Below are 24,977 nucleotides of genomic sequence, written 5' to 3' on the forward strand. Positions count from 1 at the left end.
GTTGAAAACGAGAACTTTCACACGCATTTGCGGATTACATAATGGGAAATGTATGAAGAACTGGAGAACGCTTATTCTCGGATTGGTGGTTTGTGCTAATGCCGCGTTCGCAGCACCCCAAGAAGTGGATAAAGTCGCTGCCGTTGTGAATAACGGCGTTGTGCTGGAGAGCGATATCAACGGCCTATTGCAATCTGTGAAACTCCATGCACAGCAGGATGGCCAACCACTGCCGGACGAAAATTCACTGCGTCACCAGATCATTGAGCGTCTGATTATGGATAATATTGAGCTACAGATGGCTCAAAAAATGGGCATTACCGTATCCAATGCCGATCTGGACAACGCGATTGCTAGTATCGCCGCGCAAAACAAGATGAGCCTCAATCAACTGCGCAACCGTTTGTCTTACGAGGGCCTGAACTACAACACTTATCGCTCGCAGATCCGTAAAGATATGCTGATCGCCGAAGTGCGCAACAACGCAGTACGCCGCCGCGTGACTATCCTGCCGCAAGAAGTGGAAGCGCTAGCAAAGCAAGTGGGTGCCAAAAATGTCAGCGATACCGAAATGAACATCAGCCACATCTTGCTCCCTTTGCCGGAAAACCCATCGCAGCAGCAGGTGGACAGCGCAGAAACACTGGCTAGAAAACTGATGGGCGAATTGCACAACGGCGCTGACTTCGGCAAACTGGCGATCACCTACTCCTCCGATCCCCAAGCGCTGAAAGGCGGCAACATGGGCTGGGGCAAGCTGCAAGAGATCCCAACCTTGTTCGCCGAGAACCTGGTCAATGCCAAGAAAGGCATTATCGTCGGTCCTATCCGTTCCGGCGTTGGCTTTCACATTCTGAAAGTGAATGACATCCGTGGTGCCAGCCAGTCGGTATCCGTGACCGAAGTGCATGCCCGCCATATCCTGCTGAAACCTTCAGTGGTGATGACCGATGATCTGGCGCGCACTAAGTTGGCAAGCATAGCGCAAGATATCAAAAGCGGCCGTACCAAGTTTGCAGATGAAGCCAAACACCTGTCTCAAGATCCCAGCTCTGCCTTGCAGGGTGGCGATCTGGACTGGGCCTCTCCAGATATCTACGATCCGGCGTTCCGCGATGCACTGCTGAAACTGAACAAAGGCGAGATTAGCGCACCGGTACACTCGGCCTTCGGCTGGCACCTCATCCAATTGCTGGATACACGTCAGGTAGACAAAACCGATGCCGTGCAAAGGAATCGCGCTTACCGCATGCTGTTCAACCGCAAATTTGTTGAAGAAGCGCAGACCTGGATGCAAGAACTGCGCGCCCAAGCCTATGTGAAGATCCTCAATGGCCATGCCCAGTAATAAACGTATCGTGATGACTCCCGGCGAACCTGCCGGGGTAGGGCCAGATTTGGTGGCAGCGCTGGCGCAGCAGGATTGGCCTGTTGAACTGGTGGTGTGCGCGGATCCAGCATTGCTGCTTGAGCGCGCCCACTGGCTGAACCTGCCGCTGACGCTGTGCTATTATCGCCCACAAAAGCCTGCTCAACCGCAGTGCGCTGGTACACTAACCGTGCTGCCGGTAGCCACAGCTTATTCGGTCACACCAGGTGAACTGAACGCCGGTAACAGCGCCTACGTGCTGGAAACCCTGGAGTGCGCCTGCGATGGCTGCCTGAACGGCGAGTTTGCCGCGTTGATCACCGGCCCGGTGAATAAAGGCGTGATCAACGACGCAGGTATGCCGTTTATCGGCCATACCGAATTCTTTGCCTATCGCAGCGGTTGCGATCGGGTGGTGATGATGCTGGCCACCGAAGAACTGCGCGTGGCGTTGGCGACCACCCACCTGCCACTGCTAGCAGTACCGGGTGCTATCACCAAGCACAGTCTATTCGACATTATCCGCATTCTCGATCGGGATCTGAAAACCAAATTTGGCCTGCCCCAGCCGCATATCTACGTCTGTGGGCTGAACCCGCACGCCGGGGAAGGCGGCCATATGGGGCGCGAAGAGATAGACATTATCCTTCCAGCGCTTGAGGCACTGCGTGCTGAAGGCATCCACCTGACCGGCCCACTGCCAGCGGATACCCTATTTCAGCCCAAGTATCTGCAACATGCCGATGCAGTGCTGGCGATGTATCACGATCAGGGTTTGCCGATACTAAAATATCAGGGGTTTGGCCGTGCAGTGAATATCACTCTTGGGTTGCCTTTTATCCGTACGTCGGTCGATCACGGTACTGCTCTGGAACTGGCTGGCACTGGCAGCGCCGATGTTGGCAGTTTTAAAACTGCCTTGGATCTCGCCATTAAAATGATAATTAATTGTAATGAATAACAGAGTCCACCAAGGGCACCTTGCCCGCAAACGCTTTGGACAAAACTTTTTAACCGATCAGTTTGTCATAGATAGCATTGTCTCCGCCATTCACCCGCAACCGGGCGAGGCGATCATTGAGATTGGCCCCGGCCTGGGCGCATTGACCGAGCGAGTTGGCGCACGCATGGATCGCATGACGGTGATCGAGTTGGATCGCGATCTGGCGGCTCGGCTAGCAAACGATTCATCGTTGAAAGACAAGCTGACCATCTACCAGCAGGACGCCATGACAGTGAATTTCGCCGCCATGGCTAAGCAGGCAGGCCAACCGTTGCGCGTATTTGGTAACCTGCCGTACAATATTTCGACACCACTAATGTTCCACCTTTTCATCTATACTCAGGCAATCCGCGACATGCATTTCATGTTGCAGAAAGAGGTGGTTAACCGTCTGGTTTCTGGCCCAGATAGCAAAGCCTACGGGCGTTTGAGCGTGATGGCGCAATATTACTGCAACGTTATCCCGGTACTGGAAGTGCCGCCGATTTCATTCACCCCGGCACCTAAGGTCGACTCTGCAGTGGTACGTTTGGTGCCACACAGCGTCATGCCAAATCCAGTGAGTGATGTGCACATGCTAAGCAGCATCACCACTCAAGCGTTCAACCAACGCCGGAAAACTATCCGCAACAGCTTAGGCTATCTGTTTACGCCAGTACAGTTGATGGAGTTGGGCATCGATGCTTCGCTCAGAGCAGAGAACATTTCTGTCGCGCAGTACTGCAAGCTGGCCAACTGGCTTTCAGACAATTCTGCGCCGCAGCAATAAGGAGTTGTTGCCATGATTGATTCACCCCGTGTATGCATTCAGGTTCAAAGTATTTATGTGGAATCACAATCGATACCTGAAGAAAACCATTACGTCTTCGCCTATAACGTCACCCTCCGCAATCTGGGCCGTTTCAACGTGCAGCTACTGGGCCGTTACTGGCTGATCACCAACAGCAACGGCCGCAAGACCGAAGTGCAAGGCATCGGTGTGATCGGCGAACAACCCCTGCTCCAGCCCGGTAGCGAGTTCCAATACACCAGCGGTACCATTCTCGAAACACCGCTGGGTACTATGGAAGGCCATTACGAAATGGTTGACCACCAAAGTCAGTCGTTCCGCTGTGCTATTCCCGTGTTCCGTTTAGCTATCCCCACTCTGATCCATTAACTATGACTACCTACCTTATTGGCGATATTCATGGCTGTTTCACTGAACTTCAAGCGCTGTTGGCTCAGGTTTCTTTCAACCCACAATGTGACAGGTTGTGGCTGACCGGCGATCTGGTCGCCCGTGGCCCTGATTCACTGGAGGTGTTGCGCTTTTTGCATTCACTCGGCCCAGCGGTTCGCCTTGTGCTGGGCAACCACGATCTGCACCTGATGGCGGTCTACGCTGGCATCAGCCGCAATAAACCCAAAGACCGCCTCAACGCACTGCTGGAAGCGCCGGATGCCAACGAGTTGATTAACTGGCTGCGTTGCCAACCGATGCTACAAGTGGATGATGAGCTAAAGCTGATGATGGCACACTCTGGCATTACGCCACAATGGGACATTGAGACTGCAAAAATCTGTTCGCGTGAGGTAGAGACGGTGCTGCGCAGTAAAAGTCACCCGCTGTTTCTGGACACCATGTATGGCGATATGCCGAACAACTGGACGCCAGCACTGAGCGGCTTGGCACGCTTACGTTTTAGTACCAATGCATTGACGCGCATGCGTTACTGCTTCCCAAACGGCCAGCTTGACATGATTTGTAAAGATTCCCCCGGCACGGCACCTGCACCATTGAAACCCTGGTTTGAACTGCCACGCTTAGTGGATGCTGGCTATACCCTAATCTTCGGTCACTGGGCATCGTTGGCAGGCAAAGGCACCCCGGAAGGTATTATCGGGCTTGATACCGGCTGCTGCTGGGGCGGGAAGCTAACCATGCTGCGCTGGGAAGACCGCCGTTATTTTACCCAGCCGGCCAAGAAAGCACCAACCGTTTAGCCACGTCCTGAGTAACCTTAGGGTGAACTCATCTTTCCATTATATGCCCTGCTGCGTTATCTTGACGGCGGGTCTGGTGCCAATAGATAAAAACCGGATAGAGAGTGCGATCCGCCTGGTAGCTGTGGGGCGAAAGAATTGGTTGTTTGCGGGTTTGTTACCTGCCGGAAAACGACTGGCGACCTTGCTGAGTTTGCTTGAAACTGCCAGACAGAACGGCTTGGAGCCGCTTGTCTGGTTGCGAGATGTCCTGACCCAAACAGCCATATTTATCTCGCAGGACACGACGCCGACTATACCGATCACGATGAACAGCGCGGTAGATCTAGGTCTGTTCAATGGTAACCGCGTTGAGAAGAACTTTTTCGCCAGATTGTTGTGGCTGAGCACCGACCCAAAAGTCGGCCCCTTTACTACTTCAGCGAATATCGACGTGACCTTCAAGTAGTCATGGTTAGCCCAAGTCTACGACTAATGCACTTCATGGGGTTTGCTTGGAAAACGAGTCTAGGGTCACTCCCATCCATAAGTAAACGTTGCCCAGCCTCATCCTCGTTCTGGCGGTGCAGTCGCTGAGCTTCCCATTCTCCTAATCCGTACGCCGGGGATACGGTTTTGTCCGTTTGGTCGCCGAGGCGGGATCTGCGATAATTGCTTTTTACCTTTCCAGTGCGATAATTGCTCTTTACCTTTCCAGATTGAGAAACCGATGCAGTACCCGATTAATGAGATATTCCAGACTTTGCAGGGTGAAGGTTTTTTCACCGGTGTTCCCGCCATTTTTATTCGCCTACAGGGCTGCCCAGTAGGGTGCAGTTGGTGTGATACCAAGCACACTTGGGGTAAGGAAGTCAATCGGGAAGTCGACATGCAACGGATCTTGGTAAAAACCGAAGAAAGCGCTGTCTGGGGCAGCGCTAGTGCCGAGCAGTTGCTGGCAGTGATGCGTCAGCAAGGTTATACCGCGCGGCATGTGGTGATCACCGGTGGTGAACCCTGCATTTACGATCTTGTACCGCTGACTGCATTGCTCGAACAGCAGGGCTACGGTTGTCAGATCGAGACCAGTGGTACCTACGAGATCCATTGTTCGGTCAAAACCTGGGTGACGGTCTCACCCAAGGTGAATATGCGCGGCGGCATGAAGGTGTTGGATCAAGCGTTGCAGCGTGCTGATGAAGTGAAGCATCTGGTGGCGCGTGAACGTGATATCGAGGCACTGGATGCGCTGTTGGCAACATTACATGATAAAAAGCCCCGTATCATCGAGCTGCAACCGATTAGCAAGAAGGAAGAGGCGACCCGTCTGTGTATTATAACCTGCATTGCACGCAATTGGCGGTTGTCGATGCAGACTCACAAGTACCTCAATATTGCCTAATTTTACGGAAAGTATGCCGCGGTGTCCGGCAATAGGAGTATGTCGACGGGGCAATATCCAACTTGCGGCATACAGGCCCGAACCCCTGTTCGCCACTCAACTCATCAAGCAGCCGCATTATTTCTTCCAATGGCGTTCCGAGCTTCGCCTGGTCAAAATACGCCGAAGTCTGGCGCAGGATATCGTTGTTACGTCGCAGTTAGTTAGGGCTGCAACCGATTTTAGGGACAATAGAGAGGATGGCTGCATGCTCAGCTTTATATTCATCGCGCTGCGCCAGCAAAATTCTTACTGTACGTGGCGTTGTTGAATAAATCGAACATTTGGCCGGCACGCGGATCAGATCACTCTCCTTCTGTCAAAATAGCGACATTCCGTGGCCCAGCAAAAGTTCAACATCACCAACTGGAAGGCTTACAACAACGCCCTTATCACTCGGGGTTCACTCACTTGCTGGGGGGATGAAACGGCACTTCACGCCTGGTACTGCGAGGCAAAACCTTCTCTGCGTGGTCGCCGACAACATTATTCCGATATGGCAATGAATATCGTAATGGCAATCACCAGCGTATTGATGCTGAAACGGATTTTCGGCCTGACACTTCGCGCCCTCCAGCGCTTCGTCGACTCCATTGTCACACTGATCAAAGTGCCGTTGAACTGCCCGGACGATACCTGCATCAGTAAGCGGGCGAAGTCCGGCCATGTCCCGTTTAAAACCGCAACGCCGGGTGAAATTGCGCACCTCGTTATCGACTCTACCGGGATCAACGTGTTGGGTGAAGGGGAGTGGATGGTAAAAAAACACGGTCAGGAAAAACGGCGGATCTGGCGAAAACTGCATTTGGCCGTAGATACAGAAACACATGAGGTCATCTGTGCTGACCTTTCCTTGAGCAATGTCACCGATACCGCAGCCTTCCCAGGTCTCATCCGCCAGAGGTACCGTAAAATCAAAGTCGCCTCGGCGGATCGGGCTTAGGATACGCGAGTGTGTGATGATGAGTTAAGGGGCAAGAAGCTCAAGGCGTTAATACCGCCCAGCAGCGGAGCCCGTTATTGGTCGGCAGACTATGCAGAGCGAAATCAAGCGGTGGTGCACCAGCGCGTTACCGGAGACAACACACGGTGGAAAAGTATCACAGGCTACCACCGACGTTCGATAGCGGCAACAGCGAGGTACAGAGTAAAACAGCTATTTGGTGGTCACCTGTCGCTGCGAGATTATGATGGGCAAGTTGCAGAGGCGCTGGCCATGATCTGTGCATTAAACAAGATACCGCTCGCCGGTATGCCAGAAAGTGTACGCCTTGCCTGAAAGCTGCCCATTCAGGGGACTGTTTTATTCCAAATCCGATTTATTCAACAAAGCCGCACTGGGTTATCAAGTATCCTGATCGATTAGGGGATAAAATCGAAGCTGAGCTTCGAGAACTGAAATAACTGCTGGTAGTGATACGCTATGAGGTCGCTGATGCGCCCTTTTTTGTTTTTATGCTTTCTTCATTGTTCGGAAATTCATGTATAAACATTTGTATAAACATAGAAGAAAGAGGCGCTAACCAAACAAGGTAAAAGCGCCTTTTATCAAGATGTTAACTAACTAATATCAGTTCATGCCGTATTTTTTCAGTTTTTTACGCAGCGTACCACGGTTGATTCCCATAATCAGAGCAGCACGGGTTTGGTTGCCACGGGTGTATTGCATCACCATGTCCAACAGTGGCTGTTCAACTTCAGCCAACACCAGTTCATACAGATCATTAACGTCTTGACCATTCAGTTGAGCAAAATAGTTCTTCAGTGCTTTTTTCACTGAGTCACGCAGAGGCTTTTGAGTCACTTTATCTTGTGAATTAACTGTTGAAACGGTCAGTACGTCAGAATTTACGCGTTGTTCGAACATAATTCTGTCAGCTCTTTTTTTACGCTAAGATTTTCGAAATATGCCTCCAACGCCTCCAGCTGTTCGCTGGCATCCTCTATGGCGTTGAATGTGCGCCGAAACTGGTCATTCGGGGCATGTTCCTGAAGATACCAGGACACGTGCTTACGGGCAATCCGGGCTCCCTTGTCTTGGCCGTAAAAGCCGTGCAATTCCCGAATATGCTTTATCAACAAGCGCTTTACCTCACCAAGTGGCATAGGTGGCAGCAGCTCCCCAGTGTCCAGATAATGCTGGATTTCCCGGAAGATCCAGGGTTTCCCCTGAGCCGCTCGGCCTATCATCAGGGCATCAGCCCCGGTGTAGTCGAGCACTGCTCTGGCTTTATGCGGATCAGTAATGTCCCCATTCGCGATAATTGGTATAGAGACATTCTGCTTAGCTGCCCGAATGCTATCGTACTCCGCGTTGCCGTTGAACAGGCAGGCACGGGTTCGGCCATGAATAGTCAGGGCCTGTATACCACAGTCTTCGGCCAGTTGGGCAATTTCTACACAGTTACGGTGTTCTGGTGCCCAGCCAGTGCGAATCTTAAGTGTCACCGGTACATCCACAGCAGCATTTACTACCGCGTGGAGGATCTGTTTAATCAGATCCGGATACTGAAGCAAAGCAGACCCTGCAAGCTTCCGGTTTACTTTCTTAGCTGGGCAACCCATATTGATGTCGATAATCTGTGCGCCACTGGCCATATTAATACGTGCCGCAGCAGCCATGTCATCTGGATAGCACCCAGCAATCTGCACGGAACGGAGCCCAGGTTCATCGCTATGCACCATACGCAGACGCGACTTATCCGTTCGCCACACCTCTGGGTTAGAGGAGAGCATTTCGGATACAGCCATCCCGGCACCCATCGTATGACATAACGCTCTAAACGGACGATCGGTGATGCCGGCCATCGGGGCGGCAATCAGGCAATTTGCAAGCTGGAAGCGTCCAATGTGCATAGACAAAGAGTAAACGATACTGGTCCGCAAGGGCGCACATATTACGCATTTTTGCGTTGAGATGAAAGGCCGAGTTTTGAGCAATTAACCCTAATTCATTATAAAAAATGTGTCTTCCGGCAATCCATGAGGATATTATTTTTTTATTATCAGTTGGTTGTGTTTGGCTTTTTGCTTTTGTAGGCGCTGAAATATTCTTTATTGCAAGGAATATTATCGGTATTTTCAGTCATTTTATCCTTTCGTCTAGATTGTCGGCCTTTGTAGGGGCGTTCATCACTGGGGCGGAGAACAAGTAAAAATCCACCGTTATCGCTGGGTGAATTTCGTGATATTTCGCTGTAGGTGCTCTGCCAGTGATGCGGCACCATTCTTCACGCTCGGCAATTGCGTCGAGGACAAACGGCTCTTCGTAAGCTTCTTCCACGCTTGTCGCTTGTCTGGCCAGTATGCCGGACAGGCCCAGATGACCACCGCTTTTGGGTAGGCAGCCGATCAACGGTGCTAGTTCGCGCAGCGGGCCAGCCAGAATGTTTGCCACCACCACGTCCGCCAGGAGTTCGGCCGGCTGGTCATTTGGCAGATACAGCGCCAGGCGTTCTGAAACACCATTACGTTGTGCATTATCACGACTGGCCTGAATGCGATGTCAATGCCAGTAGCGCGTTCTGCACCGAGCTTCAGCGCAGCAATCGTGAGAATGCCGGATCCATAGCCAAAGTCGATGACGGTTTTGCCCGCCAGATTGAGGTCGTCCAGCCACTGCAAGCAGAGCGCGGTGGTTGGATGGGTGCCGGTGCCAAACGCCAAGCAAGGATCGAGCATCACGTTGACCGCGTCTGGATCAGGCACATCGCGCCAGCTTGGACAGATCCACAGGCGCTCACCGAAGCGCATCGGGTGAAAGTTGTCCATCCACTCGTGCTCACAGTCCTTGTCTTCCAATTGATCAACCTTATGGCGGAAACCCGCACCCAGCAAGGGGTGTTGTTCCAGCATCGCCTCCACTTCGGCCATGTTGGTTTCGGCATCATACAAACCGATCATATCGGTATCGCCCCACAGCAGGGTCTCTCCCGGCAGCGGTTCGAATACAGGGTTATTGTGTATGTTTTGAAAGGTCACCAACACCGCGCCGCTTTCCACCAGCACATCGCTCAGGTCTTCAGCCTGTCTACCGATAGTGTTGAGTTTTAGTTGGATCCAAGGCATAGCAATTCTCTTCAAGAGGCTAAGTATGACGCTACACGAAGTTTTTCGCCAACAACGTTGCCGATATAAAACCCCAGAAGGCTAAGCAACAGAGCATGCAGGATAGGGTGTAGCCCGGCTGGCTGAAGGCCAAAGCTGGCCAATAGCGAGCATATCGCACCCGATAGCATTGAGCTAAGCACCCCCTGAGCATTGGCGCGCCAGTATAGCCCTAGCACCAACGGCCACAGAAACACCGCTTCTAGCCCGCCGAAGGCAAGCAAGTTCAAACAGATGATTATTTCCGGCGGATGCCAGGCTGCCAGCAGCACTAGCAAGCCGAGGATCAAGGTGGTCAGATTGTATAAACGCTTTATCATCCGCGCGCTGTCTATGTGCTGCGGTCGCACGCCAAGATAAAGATCTTTGACGATGGTGGCGGAAGATTGTAACAATTGGGCGTTGATGGTAGACATAATTGCCGCCAGCGGTGCTGCCAGAAAGATGCCAGCGGCATAAGGTGGCAGCACGGTGACCATCAGCATTGGGATCACTTGATCGGGGATTTTCAGATCCGGCAACACCGCGCGGCCCAGGGCGCCAGCCAGATGCATGCCGAGCATCAGTAGCGCCACCACGACGGTGCTAAGAATGATACCGCAATGTACCGCCTTGCTGTCTTTATATGAGATACAGCGCACGGCAGTGTGGGGCAGGCCAATCACCCCGAAGCACACCAAGACCCAAAATGAAGCCATAAATTGTAGGCTGAGGATCTGATCACCGCCCTGATGCGACACTAGCGCCGGGTCGATCTGCTGTAGCTTATCTACCGCGTGGTGCAATCCATCGGCGGCGTTGATCACCGCTCCCAGCAGTAAGACAGTGCCAAGCAGCATCACTAGACCCTGCATGGCATCGTTGAGCACGCCAGCACGGAAGCCGCCAAAGGCGGTATAGAGCATGATACTGATGCCGAAAATCAGCAGGCCGATGTTGTAGGGGATACCCACCGCACTTTCCAACAAGCGGGCACCACCGATAAACTGCACAGTCATGGCACCGAGGAACGCTACCAGCAGGCTAAGGCTGGCTAGCCAAACCAACATCCGGCTCTGGAAGCGGCCATATAGCATGTCGTTGAGGGTAATGGCATTATAGCACCGCGCCAGAATGGCGAACTTCTTACCCAGTACGCCGAGCGACAGCCACGCCGCCGGCAGTTGGATCATCGCCAGCATAAAGCTCCCCATCGAACGATTGCCGAGAAAGTATTCATTAAGAAAATTACCGCTTTGGCGGTGGCCGTATGCGTAGATAGACAGGCCAAATACCAGCAGCAGGTAGGCGATCAGCGTTACGACCACTTCAGTTTGCATCACCGTCCTCCAGGAAAATATCGCGGAAGACGAGCAGCACCATCAGCTAGCACAGGGTGATAAACCCCAGAGGCGCCAGCAGACAAGCCATCTAGAACCAATGCGGTAAACCAGTGATACCGTTCACGCTGTCTGGCAGGTAGGCAGCCAACGACCAAACTAGCAGGTAAAGCAGCGTCAGGCGCAGTGTCCACCGCGTTTCGCGGTGAGCTTGAGTAAAGAGTTTGTCCATCCTTAGTCTCCCATAGATTTATGGTGATGGATTTAGCGAAAGTAGTGAATTTTACGGCATGATGGCGTTTTGCTAAGCCGTTACGCGTGTTCGCTAACGTCAATCTTGGGGTGAATTTGAGTAAGGGTTTCATTAGCCCGAAGTGTGTTAACCGAACCGTCTAGAAGCATTTATACCTTAAATAATTTAAGTTGCAGGAAGGCAGCAACGCAGCGACCTGCAGGAGCTTACAGCAGTAAGTAACTGGGGTGAGCGAGGAAAGCTAACGTACATGCAACTTGAAGTGTTAGGGTATAAGAGCTTTTTGATGCATACTCCCTTGCAGTACACCGCTACCTATGGCAAAAGAACAAACGGATCGCACGATGCTGGATATGTTCGCAGATGAACGCCGTCCGGGACGCCCGAAAACCAACCCACTATCTCGAGATGAATAGCTTAGAATCAATAAGCGCAATCAGCTACAGCGCGATAACGTGCGTGGGTTGCGCCGCGTGGAGCTGAAAATCAACGCAAATGCGGTAGACGCTCTGAATAAACTGGCGGAACAGCGCAATATTAGCCGCAGAGAGCTTATCGAGCACATGCTGCTGGCGCAACTGGCAGGAGGGAGCAGTGACCAGAAAATTGATCACTTTAGCCACACAGGCGTCGCAGCATTCAGATAAGATGTTTACCGGTAAAAGCGCGCGCCGCGAGGACGCTCCAAACTCTTAACGGGTACTATTTCAACCGATGTTAGCGGAGTTACCCCTTACATCGTGTAATGCAATTTATTGAAATTAAAGGTTATACGCGATATGGCTACGGTAGGCATTTTCTTTGGCAGCGACACTGGTAATACCGAAAATATTGCCAAAATGATTCAAAAAATTCTCCAGACACAGTTTGGCGGTGGGGTATCTGAAGTTTACGATATCGCAAAAAGCAGCAAAGAAGATCTTGAAGGTTTCGATATCCTACTTCTGGGCATACCAACCTGGTACTACGGTGAAGCACAGTGCGACTGGGATGACTTTTTTCCAACGCTGGAAGACGTGGACTTCAGCGGCAAGCTGGTTGCGTTGTTTGGTTGCGGCGACCAAGAAGACTACGCGGAATACTTCTGTGACGCGATGGGCACCCTCCACGACATTATCGAGCCGCTCGGTGCCGCCTTGGTTGGCCACTGGCCAACCAAGGGCTATCACTTCGAGGCATCCAAAGGCTTGGCAGACGACGACAACTTCATCGGGCTGGCGATCGACGAAGACCGCCAGCCCGAGCTAACCGGCGAGCGCGTTTCAGCCTGGGTTACACAGATCATCGAAGAACTGAGCCTGGGTGATATCGTAGGCTGGGCGCCATTGTTGTTGACCAACAGTTGAACATAGGCCCAGCCAAGTGAATAGTATTATTAGCAGTACAGATTGCTGTAATTAGAAGCGACACATTTGTAACTTCCCACATTGTCACGGTAAACTGCGTCATCGCTTTATCTCAGCTATCAAAGCGTTGCGGTGAGGTGATAGGTGATAGGTGATATAGTAAAAAAATTTAATCATATCACTACAAACAATGTGCGGTTTCCATTTAGAATAACCAGTTCTATAATGAGACGCAGTTAATTAGAATAACCAGTTCTATAATGAGACGCAGTTAATTAGAATAACCAGTTCTATAATGAGACGCAATTAACTCTTTATGCTAACCAATGACACAGGTGAAAACGCCTTACGTTGATTAGTATAGCAACAGGACTGAATCCGCATGACTGAGAACAACATCGCATTAAAGAAGGCTGGTTTGAAAGTCACGCTTCCGCGACTCAAAATCCTGGAAGTACTGCAAAATCCGAAATGCCATCACGTCAGTGCGGAAGATTTGTACAAAAAACTGATAGATATGAGTGAAGAAATTGGTCTGGCGACGGTTTACCGCGTGCTGAACCAGTTTGATGATGCGGGCATTGTGACGCGTCACAATTTCGAAGGCGGCAAGTCAGTGTTCGAGCTGACCCAACAGTACCATCACGATCACCTAATCTGTCTGGACTGTGGCAAAGTGATAGAATTTAGTGATGAATCGATCGATACGCGTCAGCGTGATATCGCCAAGCAGCACGGTATTAAACTTACCAACCACAGTCTGTACTTGTACGGCCACTGTGAAACTGGTGATTGCCGCGAAGACGATACGCTGCACGACAAGAAATAATCCCCTAGCGGGATTATTGATTAGCAGACTAAACCAGGCACTGACGCGGCTGTCTCCACCCTTGTCAAGTCACTGAAGAAAGTACCGCACACTAGGCGTACATTGGACACGGACAGCGCACAACAACCGCATCGTGCAGGGAGTTTATTAGGAGGGTGGGCGCTGCCCAGGGCCAAAATGGCAAATAAAGTAGCCTAATAGAAATAAAGTAGCCTAATAGATAGGTTCTTACTTAAGAACAGCATGATGCCGTGTTGATCACCACCTATTTTCTCCCGATTTCAGCAGGCTACTAAATACGCGAATGACCACCCGCATCGAATAAATCCTCTTTGCTGGTCGGGTAAAGGATTAGGTAACCGGCTACCTCCATCTCCGTGGAAGCTACCTTACACCTTTTCAGCACGACTGTAACACTTGTTGTCCGGGCTTACCGCACGAACCCACACTTCACCTGTCACCACCGGCCTGGCCTGCACATCGTAACGCCGCCATTGCTAGAATATTCAATGCCTAACCCCGGCAAAGAGATATTGGCTTCCAGCTTGCTACCGATGACGCGGGCACCCTGTACCGGCAGGCGATAGCTGACGCCACTCTTGTCCAGCTTGGCCAACTCGCGCTGACCGATCAGGTTGGTGAAGCGCAGCCAGTCCTGCTCCAAGGCGTTGTCATCAACAAAGTGCGTTGCCCCGCCCTGTTATGCACGACCAGCCTGGTAATCCTGCTCCCAGGAAGCACGATGCCAAGCACATTCGGCAACTGATAGCGAACGCGGGAAGATCATGTATTCCATCTGAGGATCGGTGCGTTGGGTTTCGCTCTACATCTGGGCGGAAATGCCATAGGCACCCGGCCAGGGTTTGTCGCTTTTGGCACTAAAGCGGTGGCCATCACGATCCACCGAGGTTTCAGCATTCTGCGGCAGGTTATCCAGCGCGAAGCTGAACATCTTACGCTCGTCGCTGAAGCGGGTACCCCAGTAATAACCGCGTTCGTCCGGATTACCTTCGTACGGGAAGTCCATATATACGTAATCTGGGTTAGAGAGGATAAACTCGTATCCCTTGTTCGCCCAATATTTGGCGCTGTCGAAGCCGCCCCACCAGTACAGGGTATCCCAGAAATTCATGCCCACGCGCGACGTGGCGAATACCTTGACGTCCTGCGCATGTTTCAATCCGTCCTGACAAGCCTGCATTCTGTCGATGCCATGCGCCTTCACCCGTTGGCTGACTTCTTGCGCGAAGTAGCTCGGTAGGTGCTCCATGTCGGCCACCTTGCCGTTGCTCATCATCGCTTAGCACACCTGGGATTTTGCCCAAGGCTTATCTTCTTTACTCTGATCGATAACGCCTTTGCCCGGCTCAGGTTTCACACGATCGGTATAGCCTGCCCTTAAACGAATGTTTTTCGCTTCATCACCACCAAAATGCCAGGTGCGCAGCGGCTAGCCAGCTTTTGTGTGCATTTTGGCTATTTCGCCGATCACTTTGTCGACAAAACGTTTGGATGAATCTAGGCAGGGGTTCAGATAACTTTGTCGGTTAAAGTACTGCACCGACGTGGTATTATAAGTATAGGTCGGATCCACCATGCGGAACTCGTTAGCCTCTTGCTCTTTGCCAGCCGCATGCAGTTTCTTGTAGCGAGCTTCCATGGAAACCACCGCGGTACGGGCGTGCGCCGACATGTCTATTTCCGGGATCACTTCAATCTGGCGCGCTCAGTTCCGGTAGGCTCAGTATTTCGATGCGCCAGCCTTCATCGTCGCTAAGATGGAAGTGGAATTTATTCAGTTTATAGGCCGCCATCTGCTCTAGCAGGCGCAGCAAGGCGTCTTTATGGTGGAAGTTGCGCGCAACGTCAAGGAAGATGTCGCGATACTGGAAGCGTGGCGCGTCTTTGGCATCCAGAGTGGCGATATTGATACCGCCATCGATCGGCACCAGCGACAGGATCGATTATCTCGGTGGTAGCCTGTGATACTTTTCCACCGTGTATTGTCTCCGGTAACGCGCTGGTTCGCCACCGCTTGATTTCGCTCTGCATAGTCTGCCGACCAATAACGGGCTCCGCTGCTGGGCGGTATTAACGCCTTGAGCTTCTTGCCCCTTAACTCATCATCACACACTCGTGTATCCTAAGCCCGATCCGCCGAGGCGACTTTGATTTTACGGTACCTCTGGCGGATGAGACCTGGGAAGGCTTCGGTATCGGTGACATTGCTCAAGGAAAGGTCAGCACAGATGACCTCATGTGTTTGTGTATCTACGGCCAAATGCAGTTTTCGCCAGATCCGCCGTTTTTCCTGACCGTGTTTTTTACCTTCCACTCCCCTTGACCCAACACGTTGAGCCCGCTAGAGTCGATAACGAGGTGCGCAATTTTACCCGGCGTTGGGGTTTTAAACGGGACATGGCCGGACTTCGCCCGCTTACTGATACAGGTGTCGTCCGGGCAGTTCAACGGCACTTTGATCAGTGTGACAATGGAGTCGACGAAGCCCTGGAGGGCGTGAAGTGTCAGGCCGAAAATCCGTTTCAGCATCAATACGCTGGTGATTGCCATTACGATATTCATTGCCATATCGGAATAATGTTGTCGGCGACCACGCAGAGAAGGTTTTGCCTCGCAGTACCAGGCGTGAAGTGCCGTTTCATCCCCCCAGCAAGTGAGTGAACCCCGAGTGATAAGGGCGTTGTTGTAAGCCTTCCAGTTGGTGATGTTGAACTTTTGCTGGGCCACGGAATGTCGCTATTTTGACAGAAGGAGAGTGATCTGATCCTCGTGGCGGCCAAATGTTCGATTTATTCAACAACGCCGGATCTCAACACAAGAGACACCCATCAATTTACTTAACTGGGATGACAGTAGACTGAGCAGGCGCTGGCTGGTAACAGTTAATTCGATAGTAATGTTGTCGGTATTTAGCGCCGAAACCATATGCATGCTACAAACCTGAAAACCACGATGACGCAATACACACTCTAACATTTCAGGGCGAAATTGCGCCCGGATCGAGAGTTGATGCTGCATCATGATATTTCCTCCAACATGGTCTCATTACCAGCGGCCAGATGTTATCGAGTTCATCGATCGCTACTTGTAACAGATAAGGCCCTGCGTTATTGAACATAGCATCTAGCGCGTCTGCAACCTGATCTTTGCGGCTAATGTGCTGGCCTGGAATGCCAAAGGCGGCCGCCAGCATCAGAAAATCACCGTTGTCGGAGAGGTTGGTCTCGCTGTAGCGGCCGTCGAAGAATAACTGCTACCACTGGCGAACCATTTCCAAACGCTGGTTATCCAGCAGCACGATTTTCAGAGGTAGTTGCTTGCGCTTGATGGTGCCCAACTCCTGCACGTTCATAATAAAAGAGCAATCGCCCGATATGCAGATCACCGTATCTTCCGGGCGAGCCATCTTAGCGCCAACTGAGGCTGGCAAGCCGACCCAACCTACTGCAGGTGATGCAGCTCTCCGGGCGTTCAAACATCATATGCTGCGCGGCCCATATCTGGTGCTGGCCGACGTCAGTGGTAACCACACTGTTGGCCGGTTTGCGCGCCAAAATCTGCTTCAACAGCAGCGGTGCATAGATCAGTTGGCCTGGGTGATCATATCGCCAGGCATGGGTTTCTTTTCGCTCCCTGACCCATTGCTGCCAAGCGGTGATGTTCAGCGGCTGCTGTAGCGCTGGTAGAAGGGGCTTTAAATTGCCCTCTAACGCTACATGCGCCTGACTCATTTTGCTCATCTCCACCGGATCAATATCCATGTGAATCACTTTATCCTGTGGGGAAAAGGCGTTCAGCTTGCCGGTGACGCGATCGTCAAAACATGCGCCAACGGCGATCAGCAGGTCGCACTCCTGCACTGCCAGATTGGCAGCCTTGGTACCGTGCATGCCCAGCATGCCGAGGTAGCACGGGTGCTTTGCATGCGGTGCACCCAGCCCTTTCAGCGTGATGACATGCGGCATACCGGTGACAGCGATAAACTCACGCAGCGCTGGTACAGCCTGCGCCATGCCAACTCCACCGCTAACGTACAATATCAGCTTGTGCGCCTGAGCCAACAGATCAGCAGCCTGCGCTAGCGCCGCAGCCGGGTAATCGAATGCCCAGTCTACCGGCATCAAATGCGGGCGTAGTTCGCCCTGGGCCAGTTGGATGTCTTTCGGAATATCGATCAGTACCGGGCCTGGGCAGCCACTGACAGCGATGGTGAAAGCTTCCGCCATGATGCCCGGCAGCGCATCCAGGGATTCCAACAGGAAACTGTGTTTGGTACAAGCCAGGGACAGGCCGAGAACATCGATCTCCTTAAAGGCATCAGTGCCGATCAGCGCAGAGCTCACCTGGCCGGTAATAGCAACAACTGGAACAGAGTCAAGCAGTGCGTCGGCCAGGCCTGTGATCAGGTTGGTAGCACCGGGGCCAGAAGTGGCGATGCACACGTCGACTTTGCCGGTGGAACTGGCATAGCCAATGGCGGCGATCGCAGCGCCCTGCTCATGGCGGCACAGCAGGTGTTCCACGCCACCGTCATACAACGCATCATACACCGGCATAATTGCGCCGCCCGGATAGCCGAATACGATTTCCACACCCTGTGCACACAGCGCCTGAACGACCTATTGAGCTCCATTCATTGTTATTTCCCCACCTTATTGCAACAACTGTAATATTTTGCTCTGTTTTTCATTTTCTGCCTCTTGCTTCACTTTTTTCTTGCCAATAAAAACCCCCCGCACCTTGCGGGGCGGGGGGTTTTTGCGATTTCTGCTTGTTTTATAAGCCTTTCTTCGTCCAGGTGTAGCTCAGCATGGTAGGATAATCACCACCACTCTAATCACGACTAGGCTAATTACTTGGGCAAAAGCTTTAACGAAAGCTTTCACAACAGGCTTATTCACTGTGCTCGTTTCGAACTAATATTTATAAATTTACCATAGTTGTATACGGCATGACAATACTTTTTTGCGTTATTATCCGACGCAATACTGCGCGTGAACCCTATTAGTGGGTATTGCCATCCACTATTAAGCCGTTCGCAAAAAAAATGCTATCTACATGGGATCATGTAATTTATCTGCGAATTATCCAGAAAAACCATCATGACAACACGTAACAGCGGGATAGATCGCGAATTATGTTGCCCTCAGTAAGGAGAACAATATGTCACTGGCGGTTATCTATACCCGTGCCACGATCGGCGTGCAGGCCCCTTCAGGTTACGTAGGAAGTGCACATCAGCAATGGCCTGCCCTGACTAATGTTAGTTGGCCTGCCAGAAACCACGGCAAAAGGAGCACGTGACAGGGTTCGCATCGCATTGATTAATAACGTCTTAACTTTTCCCGCCCGATGAATCACTGTTAATCTGGCACCGGCCGATCTGCCCAAAGAAGGCGGCCGTTATGACCTGCCGATTGCGTTAGCGATCCTCGCATATTCCGAACAACTGCCCATCGAGACGCTGGAACGCTATGAATTTCTCGGCGAACTGGCACTATCTGGTGCACTGCGACCGGTCAGAGGCGCGATCCCGGCAGCGCTGGCAGCAGCAGAAGTCGGGCGTAGGCTGATCCTATCAGCAGACAATGGTCACGAAGTCGGCGTTGATAGCGCACTGCCAACCACCATCGCGCCACCCACTGCTGATACACAGCAAGAGCCAGCCAATTTGCAAGATATTATCGGCCAGGGACAGGCTAAGCGAGCGCTGGAGATCGCCGCAGCCGGTGGGCACAACCTGCTGCTGATCTGCCCACCGGTTACCGGAAAAACCATGTTGGCCAGCCGCCTGACCGGCCTGCTGCCATCGTTAACCGAGCAAGAGGCATTGGAAAGCGTGGCGTTAGCCAGCCTGCTGCGCCATGATGTAGAGTCTTTACCTTGGCGGCAGAGGCCTTTTCGCGCGCCGCATCACAGTGCATCGATGGCCGCGTTGCGATGGCCGCTTTGATCGGGGGAGGATATTTGCCGCAGCCAGGTGAGATCTCCATGGCACACAACGGAGTACTGTTTCTGGCTGAACTACCTGAATTCGAACGCAAGGTGCTCGATGCGCTGCGTGAACCCTTGGAATCCGGTGAGATCGTGATTTCACGCGCCAACGCAAAAGTCTGTTTTCCCGCACGGGTGTAATTGATTGATCGCAGCGATGAACCCCAGCCCGACCGCACACTATCAGGGGGCGCATAACCGCGCTTCCCCTCAGCAGGTGTTGCGTTATTTGAGCCGACTTTCCCGGCCTTTTCTCGATCTTTTCGACCTGTAGATAGAAGTGCCGCTATTGCCGCCAGGTATTCTCAGCAAACGCCGGACAGAGGGAAAAAATAGCGCTTAGGTGCGCACACGAGTTATGCAGGCGCACAATAGGCAGCTTCATCGAGCCGGTAAAATCAATGCACGGCGTTGTTGAATAAATCGAACTTTTTCTTGGCCACGGAATGTCGCTATTTTTGCAGAAGGAGAGTGATCTGATCCTCGTGGCGGCTAAAAGTTCGATTTATTCAACAACGCCGGGGTAATAGATGCTAGAGTCAATTTTACCAGCTTCAGCGCATAGGCGATGCTCAGCGTCCTTTTGCCAAACAGCGAAATGCAAAATAGTAGCCAATGCACGCACCCAGCCCGGTTTTGTTCAGACTACGGGAGATCATGATTGAAAAACCAATCAACCAGATAAACTGGTCGGAAAATCCGCTCAGCGCATCGTCCAGCGCCGCGCCCGGATCGTCAGGATGAGTGACACCAGTAACAGCCACAAGCGCAATGGCAATCACCGCAACGGCACCGATCGGCATCGCCTTACCGATGATGGCAATCATGGTGCCGACAAACAGCGCCAGCAACTGCCAGGCGCTAGCGGCAGCACCTGCCGGCACTGGGATAAGGAACCAAATAATCAATGCAGCAGCAACGGCGCACAGTGAAGCAACAGGTCTAAGCGGTGTCAGTGTATCCATAACGTACCCACTTTTTTCTAAACGGATCGGCATCTCAAGCAAGATGGAAAAGAGCGCAGCAATCGCCCTAGGTGCTCGCTTAGCTTGGATGTGTGGCGCATCATTCTCAATGATATAGGTCAATAATGCCAACGTTTCTCAGACGTCCCGCACCCGGGTGCTCACCCACAGCGCTGCCACCGCCAGCAGCGCTGCCAGCCAGTAAACTGCATAGTGACCCATATTTTCCACCAGTGCTCCCTGTAATAGACCCGCTAAGATCACTCCGGTAGAAATGCTATTGGTGAACAATGTCGTCGCAGCACCTGGCCGCCCCGGCATCAGATCCTGTAAATAGAGCATGCCGATACCCGCGACGATGCCGATAAAGATGGAATTGAGTAACTGCAACGCCATCAGCGCCGACCGACCATTGAACACCACCAACCCGGCGTAGAACAGCACTCCAGCCAGCACCGCAAACAGCATCATGTTACGCTTGCCGAAGTACCTGACACAGTAACCCGCCAGTAATATCGCTGAGATCTCCAATCCAGCTGCGGTACCCATCATCACCCCCGCCAGGTTCTCCGGCAAGCCGAGATCAGCGGTGATGTACAGCGGCATATCAATGATGTACATGGTGTTGCAAGTCCACATCAGCATTGAGGCGATAAACAATAGACGCACATCGCGGTTGCGCCAAGCGTTGGCAGGAGCGATCAGCACAGTAGCGCCGCCCTGCAAGGTATCGTCCATCGCGTTCGCACGAGGTACCGAGGGCAAGGTCAACCAGACCAGCAACGAACAGACGATGAAGGTAGCGGCAGCGATCAGAAAGATTATGGTAAAATCGTAGTTCAGCGCCACCGCAAACGACAGCGGTGGGCCGATCACCCACGCCAGCGATAGTTGGGCGCGCATCACCGAACTGAACATCACCACCTCACGCGCTTCATTTTCAGCGTATTCCCGCGCCAAAGCGAAAATTTGCGGCATCGCGGTATTGGCAATCGCCGCCATCAACACACCCAGGGTGATCAACGTCAGATAGTCACGGTTGAAGGCGAACAACAAGCAGTTGCCGATAGCCATCAGGCAACACAGCAAAATTAGCCTACGCCGATCGCCAAAAATATCGGAACGTTTAGCCAACAGGAAGCTGACCAGGATGCCAGCCACCGCGTTGGCGGTATAGAACAACCCGACCCATAGCGGCCGCACTTTCACCTCAGTGGTCAGGAACAGACTCAGCGTCGGTGTCTGTAACGCGCCAGCGATGCCGTAAAGAAAGGCGATCAGCAGGAAAGCGGCAAAGATGGGATTAAAGCGTTGAGACAACCAATTGGGGCGTTTCATATCTTCCCTTAGTCGGTGCTCTTAGAAGTGAAAACCTTAGGCTAGCTGATATAAATTGCAAGAAGATGAACGCCTGACAGGATAAAAAAACCTGTGGGTTGCCCCACTGGCTGGCGAAACAGCACCATTACTCAGAAACTCTTTTGCTCTTCGTATTTCAAATCATAGCGTTGTTGGATTTTCCCCCTTTGCCGCCTAGCTAAGGTATGAAATCCATCGGGCATCACTTTGTTGCCTTATCACAGAGGCTCGCGATACTGTTTGTCCTTTATGTCAAGGCTGTAGTCATTTGACCCGCAGCAAGGTGCGAGTCGTGAGGTGTAGTGGGCCAAATAAGCGGCGGGTAACACAGGCGTAGTCTACGTTGTCGGGCTTGCCGATAGCCCACAAGGGGCCCGACCCCTCCGTCTAGATAACGGGTTGTTGGGTCTGCCGCGGTATCAGATTCAACGGTGGGATACTGCCTAAGATCCCACTGGAGCAGGTGAGCCAGCATATCCAGCCGGGCCTGTTCTGGCACCACCCCCAACCAATCAGCGTGCTGGCGGCGCACCGCGCTGAAATAGCGCTGATAAAACTGTTTTCACAAGAAAGTTTTTATTATTCGCCCTCCCCCGTTCGTTGAGGAAAATTGTCGGCGTAATATTAGGAAAAGATAAATTGACTAATTGACACAGGAGTATTCCTCTTTTATGTCCACTTCCAGATTGCAGCAGCAGTTCATCCGCTTGTGGCAGCGCTACTATTGCAAGACCACCGAAACCACGCTTCAGCAGTTGGTAGACGTGCTCAAGTGCTCGCGGCGTCATATGCGTTTGCTGCTGAACACCATACAGCAGCGGGGTTGGCTCACCTGGCCAGCGGAACCGGGGCGCAGTAAGCGTTCTCTCCTCACCTTCCATTACACCGGCCTGGCGTTGCAACAGCAGTGGACTGAAGAGTTACTGGATCAAGATCGCATCGATAAGCTGGTACAGTTGGTCGGCAATAAAAATGAGCTGCGCCAAATGCTGTTATCCCAACTCCGCCGCCGCTTTCGCCAAGGAAAACACATCCTACGGGTGCTCTACTATCGCCAACTGTACAACCTGCTGCCCGGCTCAGCACTGCGGCGTTCGGAAACACACTTGGCTCGGCAGATCTTCAGCTGTCTGACGCGGATAAATGAGGAAAATGGGGAACCAGAATTAGACCTTTCCCATCACTGGCAAGTCTTGACGCCACTACACTGGCGTTTTTATCTGCGTCCAGCAATTTGTTTTCACCACGGTCGCGAATTGGAGATGGAAGATGTCATCCGTTCGCTCACCCGCCTGATACCGCAGCCACTGTTTGCACAAATCAGAAGAGGCAGGCCGTAATCGGACTATTTCCCTGCCTCTCCTCTCCGAACCGGACGTGCGCCTTTCAGCGCAGCCGGCTCTCTATTTAAACGCTGGCGAACGCCATTGCCACTTCAGTAAAACGCGATGTGTATGTGCGCGATGTGTATGTGTTTATGACTTCTGTCCGCAGATAAGGATTACCTTCAGGCAAACGCCAACGGAACAACTTCTTGCCTTGCCTGACCAACCTGTACAGGATTTTACCACTGAGTTTGCCATTATTGGTTTTGCTAAATAAAACCCATGTTTTACTCTTTCCGGGCTTTGGTGGCTTACGCCAATGGCGCATCAGCGTTTTGATACCCACACGGTATTTACGGGCCAGCCAGTGAGCAAGTTTCCAGAACACCACACGGTCGATATAGCTGAACACTTTGGATTTAAAATCAATGAACTGATAGAACGTAGCCAAGCCTTTCAGTTTCCGGTTGAGCACCTCAGCCATATAGATTTTGCTTTCGCTGTAATTGCCTGATAACAGTGGCGTCAGCGATGTTGCGAAGTTTCTGGCCTTATCGTGTGGGATTGTCGACACCACCCGTATGTCACCGTAACGGCTACGTTTGCGCATGATCCGATGACCCAAAAAGATAAAGCCGTTATTGACATGAGTGATCCTGGTATTGTCCATGTTCAGCTTGAGTTTAAGACTTTCTTCAAGCACGCCACGACACTCTTTCCTGATCGCTTCCGCCTGTGCTTTACTCCCCTTGATGATGAGCATAAAGTCATTGGCATAGCGGCAATAAGCAACGTCGGGTTTCCATTGCCAGTTTTCTATGACCGCAGTACTTCAGCCTCGCTGGATACTGTTATTCCAGTACCATCGATCCTTTCTGGCTTTCCCGCTCAGGTAGCGTTTATGTAGATACTGATCGAATTCATTCAGCATGATATTCGACAGTAACGACGATATCACTCCTCCCTGCGGTACGCCTTCACTAGCGGCCCGAAAGAGTCCGACATCAATATGTCCCGCCGTGATTGTTTTTCACAGCAGAACCATGAAACGTGAGTCACTGATCCTGCGGCGTACGGCTTTCATCAGCAGACGATGATGCACGGTGTCGAAGTAGCTGGACAAATCTCCTTCAATAACCCAGCGTCACCGGGTTTCCCCACAGTCGGTGAGCTGTAATTTCACTGTACGGATCGCGTGGTGAACACTGCGTTCAGGCCGGAAGCCATACGAGAGCGTATGAAAATCACTCTCCCAGATCAGCTCCATCGCCATCAGCATTGCTCGCTGAACAATACGATCCCGTAACGCGGGGATACCCAGCGGTCGCTGTTTGCCTTTGCTTTTAGGGATGTAAACCCGTCTGGCTGGAAGGGGCTGGTAGTGACCCGAGAGAAGTTCTTCTCTGAGTATTTGCAGTTCAGCAGCTAGTCTGGCCTGTAGCTTTGCTTTGTTCACGCCATTAACGCCAGGGGTATGCGCCCCTTTTGATGAAAACGTGATCCGCGCCGCTTTAGCCAGCCATTCTGGTTGTGTTATCAGACGCAGCAGCCGTTGAATCCGTCGGGACGGTTCGGTTACTGCCCATGTGGCAAGCTTGCGTTATATTTCGCTGATTATCAAAGGTCTTCAACTCATTAGGTCAGTTAATTCACGTCGCAAACATATTTAAACTGCTTCCCT

Annotated in this window: 16 protein-coding genes, 12 pseudogenes and 1 other annotated feature; of the genes and pseudogenes, 14 read left to right on the top strand and 14 right to left on the bottom strand. The window is 52.0% G+C overall.

Features of this window, described 5'->3' with window-relative positions:
* Window positions 1-52 precede the first annotated feature (52 nt).
* From surA to AACL06_RS00245, 9 genes and pseudogenes are all read left to right on the top strand, one after another.
* Window positions 53-1,348 carry a peptidylprolyl isomerase SurA gene (gene surA / locus AACL06_RS00205; RefSeq protein WP_339037237.1) on the top strand — a complete coding sequence of 432 codons (1,296 nt, stop codon included), beginning with the start codon at window positions 53-55 and terminating at the stop codon, window positions 1,346-1,348.
* Window positions 1,338-2,330: a 4-hydroxythreonine-4-phosphate dehydrogenase PdxA gene (gene pdxA / locus AACL06_RS00210; RefSeq protein ID WP_339038426.1), complete on the top strand. Its 993-nt coding sequence runs from the start codon at window positions 1,338-1,340 to the stop codon at window positions 2,328-2,330. Before surA ends, pdxA begins: the two co-directional genes overlap by 11 nt.
* Window positions 2,323-3,141 (top strand): 16S rRNA (adenine(1518)-N(6)/adenine(1519)-N(6))-dimethyltransferase RsmA, encoded by an 819-nt coding sequence (rsmA, locus tag AACL06_RS00215; RefSeq protein WP_339037239.1) that lies wholly within the window; start codon window positions 2,323-2,325, stop codon window positions 3,139-3,141. Before pdxA ends, rsmA begins: the two co-directional genes overlap by 8 nt.
* Before the next feature lie 12 nt (window positions 3,142-3,153).
* On the top strand, window positions 3,154-3,531 hold the full coding sequence (gene apaG / locus AACL06_RS00220; RefSeq protein WP_339037241.1) for a Co2+/Mg2+ efflux protein ApaG: 378 nt from the start codon (window positions 3,154-3,156) through the stop codon (window positions 3,529-3,531).
* A gap of 2 nt (window positions 3,532-3,533) precedes the next feature.
* A complete protein-coding gene (gene apaH / locus AACL06_RS00225; RefSeq protein ID WP_339037242.1) occupies window positions 3,534-4,358 on the top strand; it encodes a bis(5'-nucleosyl)-tetraphosphatase (symmetrical) ApaH in 825 nt (274 codons plus the stop codon).
* A gap of 76 nt (window positions 4,359-4,434) precedes the next feature.
* A complete protein-coding gene (locus AACL06_RS10425) occupies window positions 4,435-4,806 on the top strand; it encodes a transposase domain-containing protein (protein ID WP_425336913.1) in 372 nt (123 codons plus the stop codon).
* Between the two features lie 261 nt (window positions 4,807-5,067).
* Entirely contained in the window at window positions 5,068-5,739 is a 672-nt protein-coding gene (gene queE / locus AACL06_RS00235; RefSeq protein ID WP_339037243.1) for a 7-carboxy-7-deazaguanine synthase QueE, read from the top strand.
* Between the two features lie 47 nt (window positions 5,740-5,786).
* Window positions 5,787-5,903 (bottom strand) — a sequence feature (AL1L pseudoknot).
* Window positions 5,904-6,042: 139 nt separating this feature from the next.
* Entirely contained in the window at window positions 6,043-6,204 is a 162-nt protein-coding gene (locus tag AACL06_RS00240) for a hypothetical protein (protein WP_339037245.1), read from the top strand.
* A pseudogene (locus AACL06_RS00245) lies at window positions 6,137-7,057 on the top strand (IS5 family transposase). The gene AACL06_RS00240 and the pseudogene AACL06_RS00245 overlap by 68 nt, the downstream one beginning before the upstream one ends.
* Before the next feature lie 291 nt (window positions 7,058-7,348).
* On the opposite strand, the gene fis reads toward AACL06_RS00245, so the two are convergent.
* The 5 genes and pseudogenes from fis to AACL06_RS00270 all read right to left on the bottom strand — a co-directional run bounded on the left by fis (window position 7,349) and on the right by AACL06_RS00270 (window position 11,436).
* Window positions 7,349-7,645, bottom strand: a complete 297-nt coding sequence (gene fis / locus AACL06_RS00250; RefSeq protein ID WP_339037247.1) for a DNA-binding transcriptional regulator Fis — start codon at window positions 7,643-7,645, stop codon at window positions 7,349-7,351.
* On the bottom strand, window positions 7,627-8,634 hold the full coding sequence (gene dusB / locus AACL06_RS00255) for a tRNA dihydrouridine synthase DusB (RefSeq protein WP_339038428.1): 1,008 nt from the start codon (window positions 8,632-8,634) through the stop codon (window positions 7,627-7,629). Before dusB ends, fis begins: the two co-directional genes overlap by 19 nt.
* A 352-nt stretch (window positions 8,635-8,986) precedes the next feature.
* Window positions 8,987-9,846: pseudogene (prmA, locus tag AACL06_RS00260) on the bottom strand (50S ribosomal protein L11 methyltransferase); the annotation flags it as partial.
* Between the two features lie 11 nt (window positions 9,847-9,857).
* The gene (panF, locus tag AACL06_RS00265; protein ID WP_339037249.1) at window positions 9,858-11,204 is read right to left on the bottom strand and encodes a sodium/pantothenate symporter; all 1,347 of its coding nucleotides are present in this window, start codon (window positions 11,202-11,204) and stop codon (window positions 9,858-9,860) included.
* Window positions 11,205-11,250: 46 nt separating this feature from the next.
* Window positions 11,251-11,436, bottom strand: a pseudogene (locus AACL06_RS00270) (DUF997 family protein).
* Window positions 11,437-11,774: 338 nt separating this feature from the next.
* Here AACL06_RS00270 and ybfE point away from each other — a divergent pair.
* From ybfE to fur, 3 genes and pseudogenes are all read left to right on the top strand, one after another.
* Window positions 11,775-12,104, top strand: a pseudogene (gene ybfE, locus AACL06_RS00275) (LexA regulated protein).
* A 132-nt stretch (window positions 12,105-12,236) separates the two neighbouring features.
* Window positions 12,237-12,803 carry a flavodoxin FldA gene (gene fldA / locus AACL06_RS00280; RefSeq protein ID WP_339037251.1) on the top strand — a complete coding sequence of 189 codons (567 nt, stop codon included), beginning with the start codon at window positions 12,237-12,239 and terminating at the stop codon, window positions 12,801-12,803.
* A gap of 382 nt (window positions 12,804-13,185) precedes the next feature.
* Window positions 13,186-13,632 carry a ferric iron uptake transcriptional regulator gene (gene fur, locus AACL06_RS00285; protein WP_339037253.1) on the top strand — a complete coding sequence of 149 codons (447 nt, stop codon included), beginning with the start codon at window positions 13,186-13,188 and terminating at the stop codon, window positions 13,630-13,632.
* 389 nt (window positions 13,633-14,021) lie between these two features.
* Here fur and AACL06_RS00290 read toward each other — a convergent pair.
* From AACL06_RS00290 to ilvG, 5 genes and pseudogenes are all read right to left on the bottom strand, one after another.
* Window positions 14,022-15,596, bottom strand: a pseudogene (locus AACL06_RS00290) (family 20 glycosylhydrolase); the annotation flags it as partial.
* A gap of 5 nt (window positions 15,597-15,601) precedes the next feature.
* Window positions 15,602-16,359: pseudogene (locus AACL06_RS00295) on the bottom strand (IS5 family transposase); the annotation flags it as partial.
* Window positions 16,292-16,453, bottom strand: coding sequence for a hypothetical protein (locus AACL06_RS00300; protein ID WP_339037255.1), 162 nt, complete (start codon window positions 16,451-16,453; stop codon window positions 16,292-16,294). The gene AACL06_RS00300 and the pseudogene AACL06_RS00295, both read right to left, overlap by 68 nt.
* On the bottom strand, window positions 16,447-16,674 hold the full coding sequence (gene ilvM / locus AACL06_RS00305; RefSeq protein ID WP_339037257.1) for an acetolactate synthase 2 small subunit: 228 nt from the start codon (window positions 16,672-16,674) through the stop codon (window positions 16,447-16,449). Before ilvM ends, AACL06_RS00300 begins: the two co-directional genes overlap by 7 nt.
* A pseudogene (gene ilvG, locus AACL06_RS00310) lies at window positions 16,631-18,260 on the bottom strand (acetolactate synthase 2 catalytic subunit). The gene ilvM and the pseudogene ilvG overlap by 44 nt, the downstream one beginning before the upstream one ends.
* 556 nt (window positions 18,261-18,816) lie before the next feature.
* Between ilvG and AACL06_RS00315 the strand changes: the two are divergent.
* Window positions 18,817-20,053: pseudogene (locus AACL06_RS00315) on the top strand (YifB family Mg chelatase-like AAA ATPase); the annotation flags it as partial.
* A gap of 110 nt (window positions 20,054-20,163) precedes the next feature.
* On the opposite strand, the pseudogene AACL06_RS00320 reads toward AACL06_RS00315, so the two are convergent.
* From AACL06_RS00320 to sgrT, 3 genes and pseudogenes are all read right to left on the bottom strand, one after another.
* A pseudogene (locus tag AACL06_RS00320) lies at window positions 20,164-20,612 on the bottom strand (SLC13 family permease); the annotation flags it as partial.
* Between the two features lie 138 nt (window positions 20,613-20,750).
* Window positions 20,751-21,950, bottom strand: a complete 1,200-nt coding sequence (locus tag AACL06_RS00325; protein WP_339037259.1) for an MFS transporter — start codon at window positions 21,948-21,950, stop codon at window positions 20,751-20,753.
* A 463-nt stretch (window positions 21,951-22,413) separates the two neighbouring features.
* A pseudogene (sgrT, locus tag AACL06_RS00330) lies at window positions 22,414-22,503 on the bottom strand (glucose uptake inhibitor SgrT); the annotation flags it as partial.
* Window positions 22,504-22,642: 139 nt separating this feature from the next.
* Here sgrT and AACL06_RS00335 point away from each other — a divergent pair.
* Window positions 22,643-23,293: pseudogene (locus tag AACL06_RS00335) on the top strand (SgrR family transcriptional regulator); the annotation flags it as partial.
* An 85-nt stretch (window positions 23,294-23,378) separates the two neighbouring features.
* Here the strand turns inward: AACL06_RS00335 and ltrA are convergent.
* A pseudogene (gene ltrA / locus AACL06_RS00340) lies at window positions 23,379-24,854 on the bottom strand (group II intron reverse transcriptase/maturase).
* Between the last annotated feature and the right edge of the window lie 123 nt (window positions 24,855-24,977).

This window comes from Serratia symbiotica (Periphyllus acericola), from assembly GCF_964019515.1.
In the GTDB taxonomy this organism is placed as follows: Bacteria; Pseudomonadota; Gammaproteobacteria; order Enterobacterales; family Enterobacteriaceae; genus Serratia; species Serratia symbiotica_D.

Coding starts and splice junctions, on each gene's coding strand:
- surA (WP_339037237.1), top strand. CDS start 53: ATGAAGAACTGGAGAACGCTTATTCTCGGATTGGTGGTTTGTGCTAAT.
- pdxA (WP_339038426.1), top strand. CDS start 1,338: ATGCCCAGTAATAAACGTATCGTGATGACTCCCGGCGAACCTGCCGGG.
- rsmA (WP_339037239.1), top strand. CDS start 2,323: ATGAATAACAGAGTCCACCAAGGGCACCTTGCCCGCAAACGCTTTGGA.
- apaG (WP_339037241.1), top strand. CDS start 3,154: ATGATTGATTCACCCCGTGTATGCATTCAGGTTCAAAGTATTTATGTG.
- apaH (WP_339037242.1), top strand. CDS start 3,534: ATGACTACCTACCTTATTGGCGATATTCATGGCTGTTTCACTGAACTT.
- queE (WP_339037243.1), top strand. CDS start 5,068: ATGCAGTACCCGATTAATGAGATATTCCAGACTTTGCAGGGTGAAGGT.
- fis (WP_339037247.1), bottom strand. CDS start 7,645: ATGTTCGAACAACGCGTAAATTCTGACGTACTGACCGTTTCAACAGTT.
- dusB (WP_339038428.1), bottom strand. CDS start 8,634: ATGCACATTGGACGCTTCCAGCTTGCAAATTGCCTGATTGCCGCCCCG.
- panF (WP_339037249.1), bottom strand. CDS start 11,204: ATGCAAACTGAAGTGGTCGTAACGCTGATCGCCTACCTGCTGCTGGTA.
- fldA (WP_339037251.1), top strand. CDS start 12,237: ATGGCTACGGTAGGCATTTTCTTTGGCAGCGACACTGGTAATACCGAA.
- fur (WP_339037253.1), top strand. CDS start 13,186: ATGACTGAGAACAACATCGCATTAAAGAAGGCTGGTTTGAAAGTCACG.
- ilvM (WP_339037257.1), bottom strand. CDS start 16,674: ATGATGCAGCATCAACTCTCGATCCGGGCGCAATTTCGCCCTGAAATG.
- AACL06_RS00325 (WP_339037259.1), bottom strand. CDS start 21,950: ATGAAACGCCCCAATTGGTTGTCTCAACGCTTTAATCCCATCTTTGCC.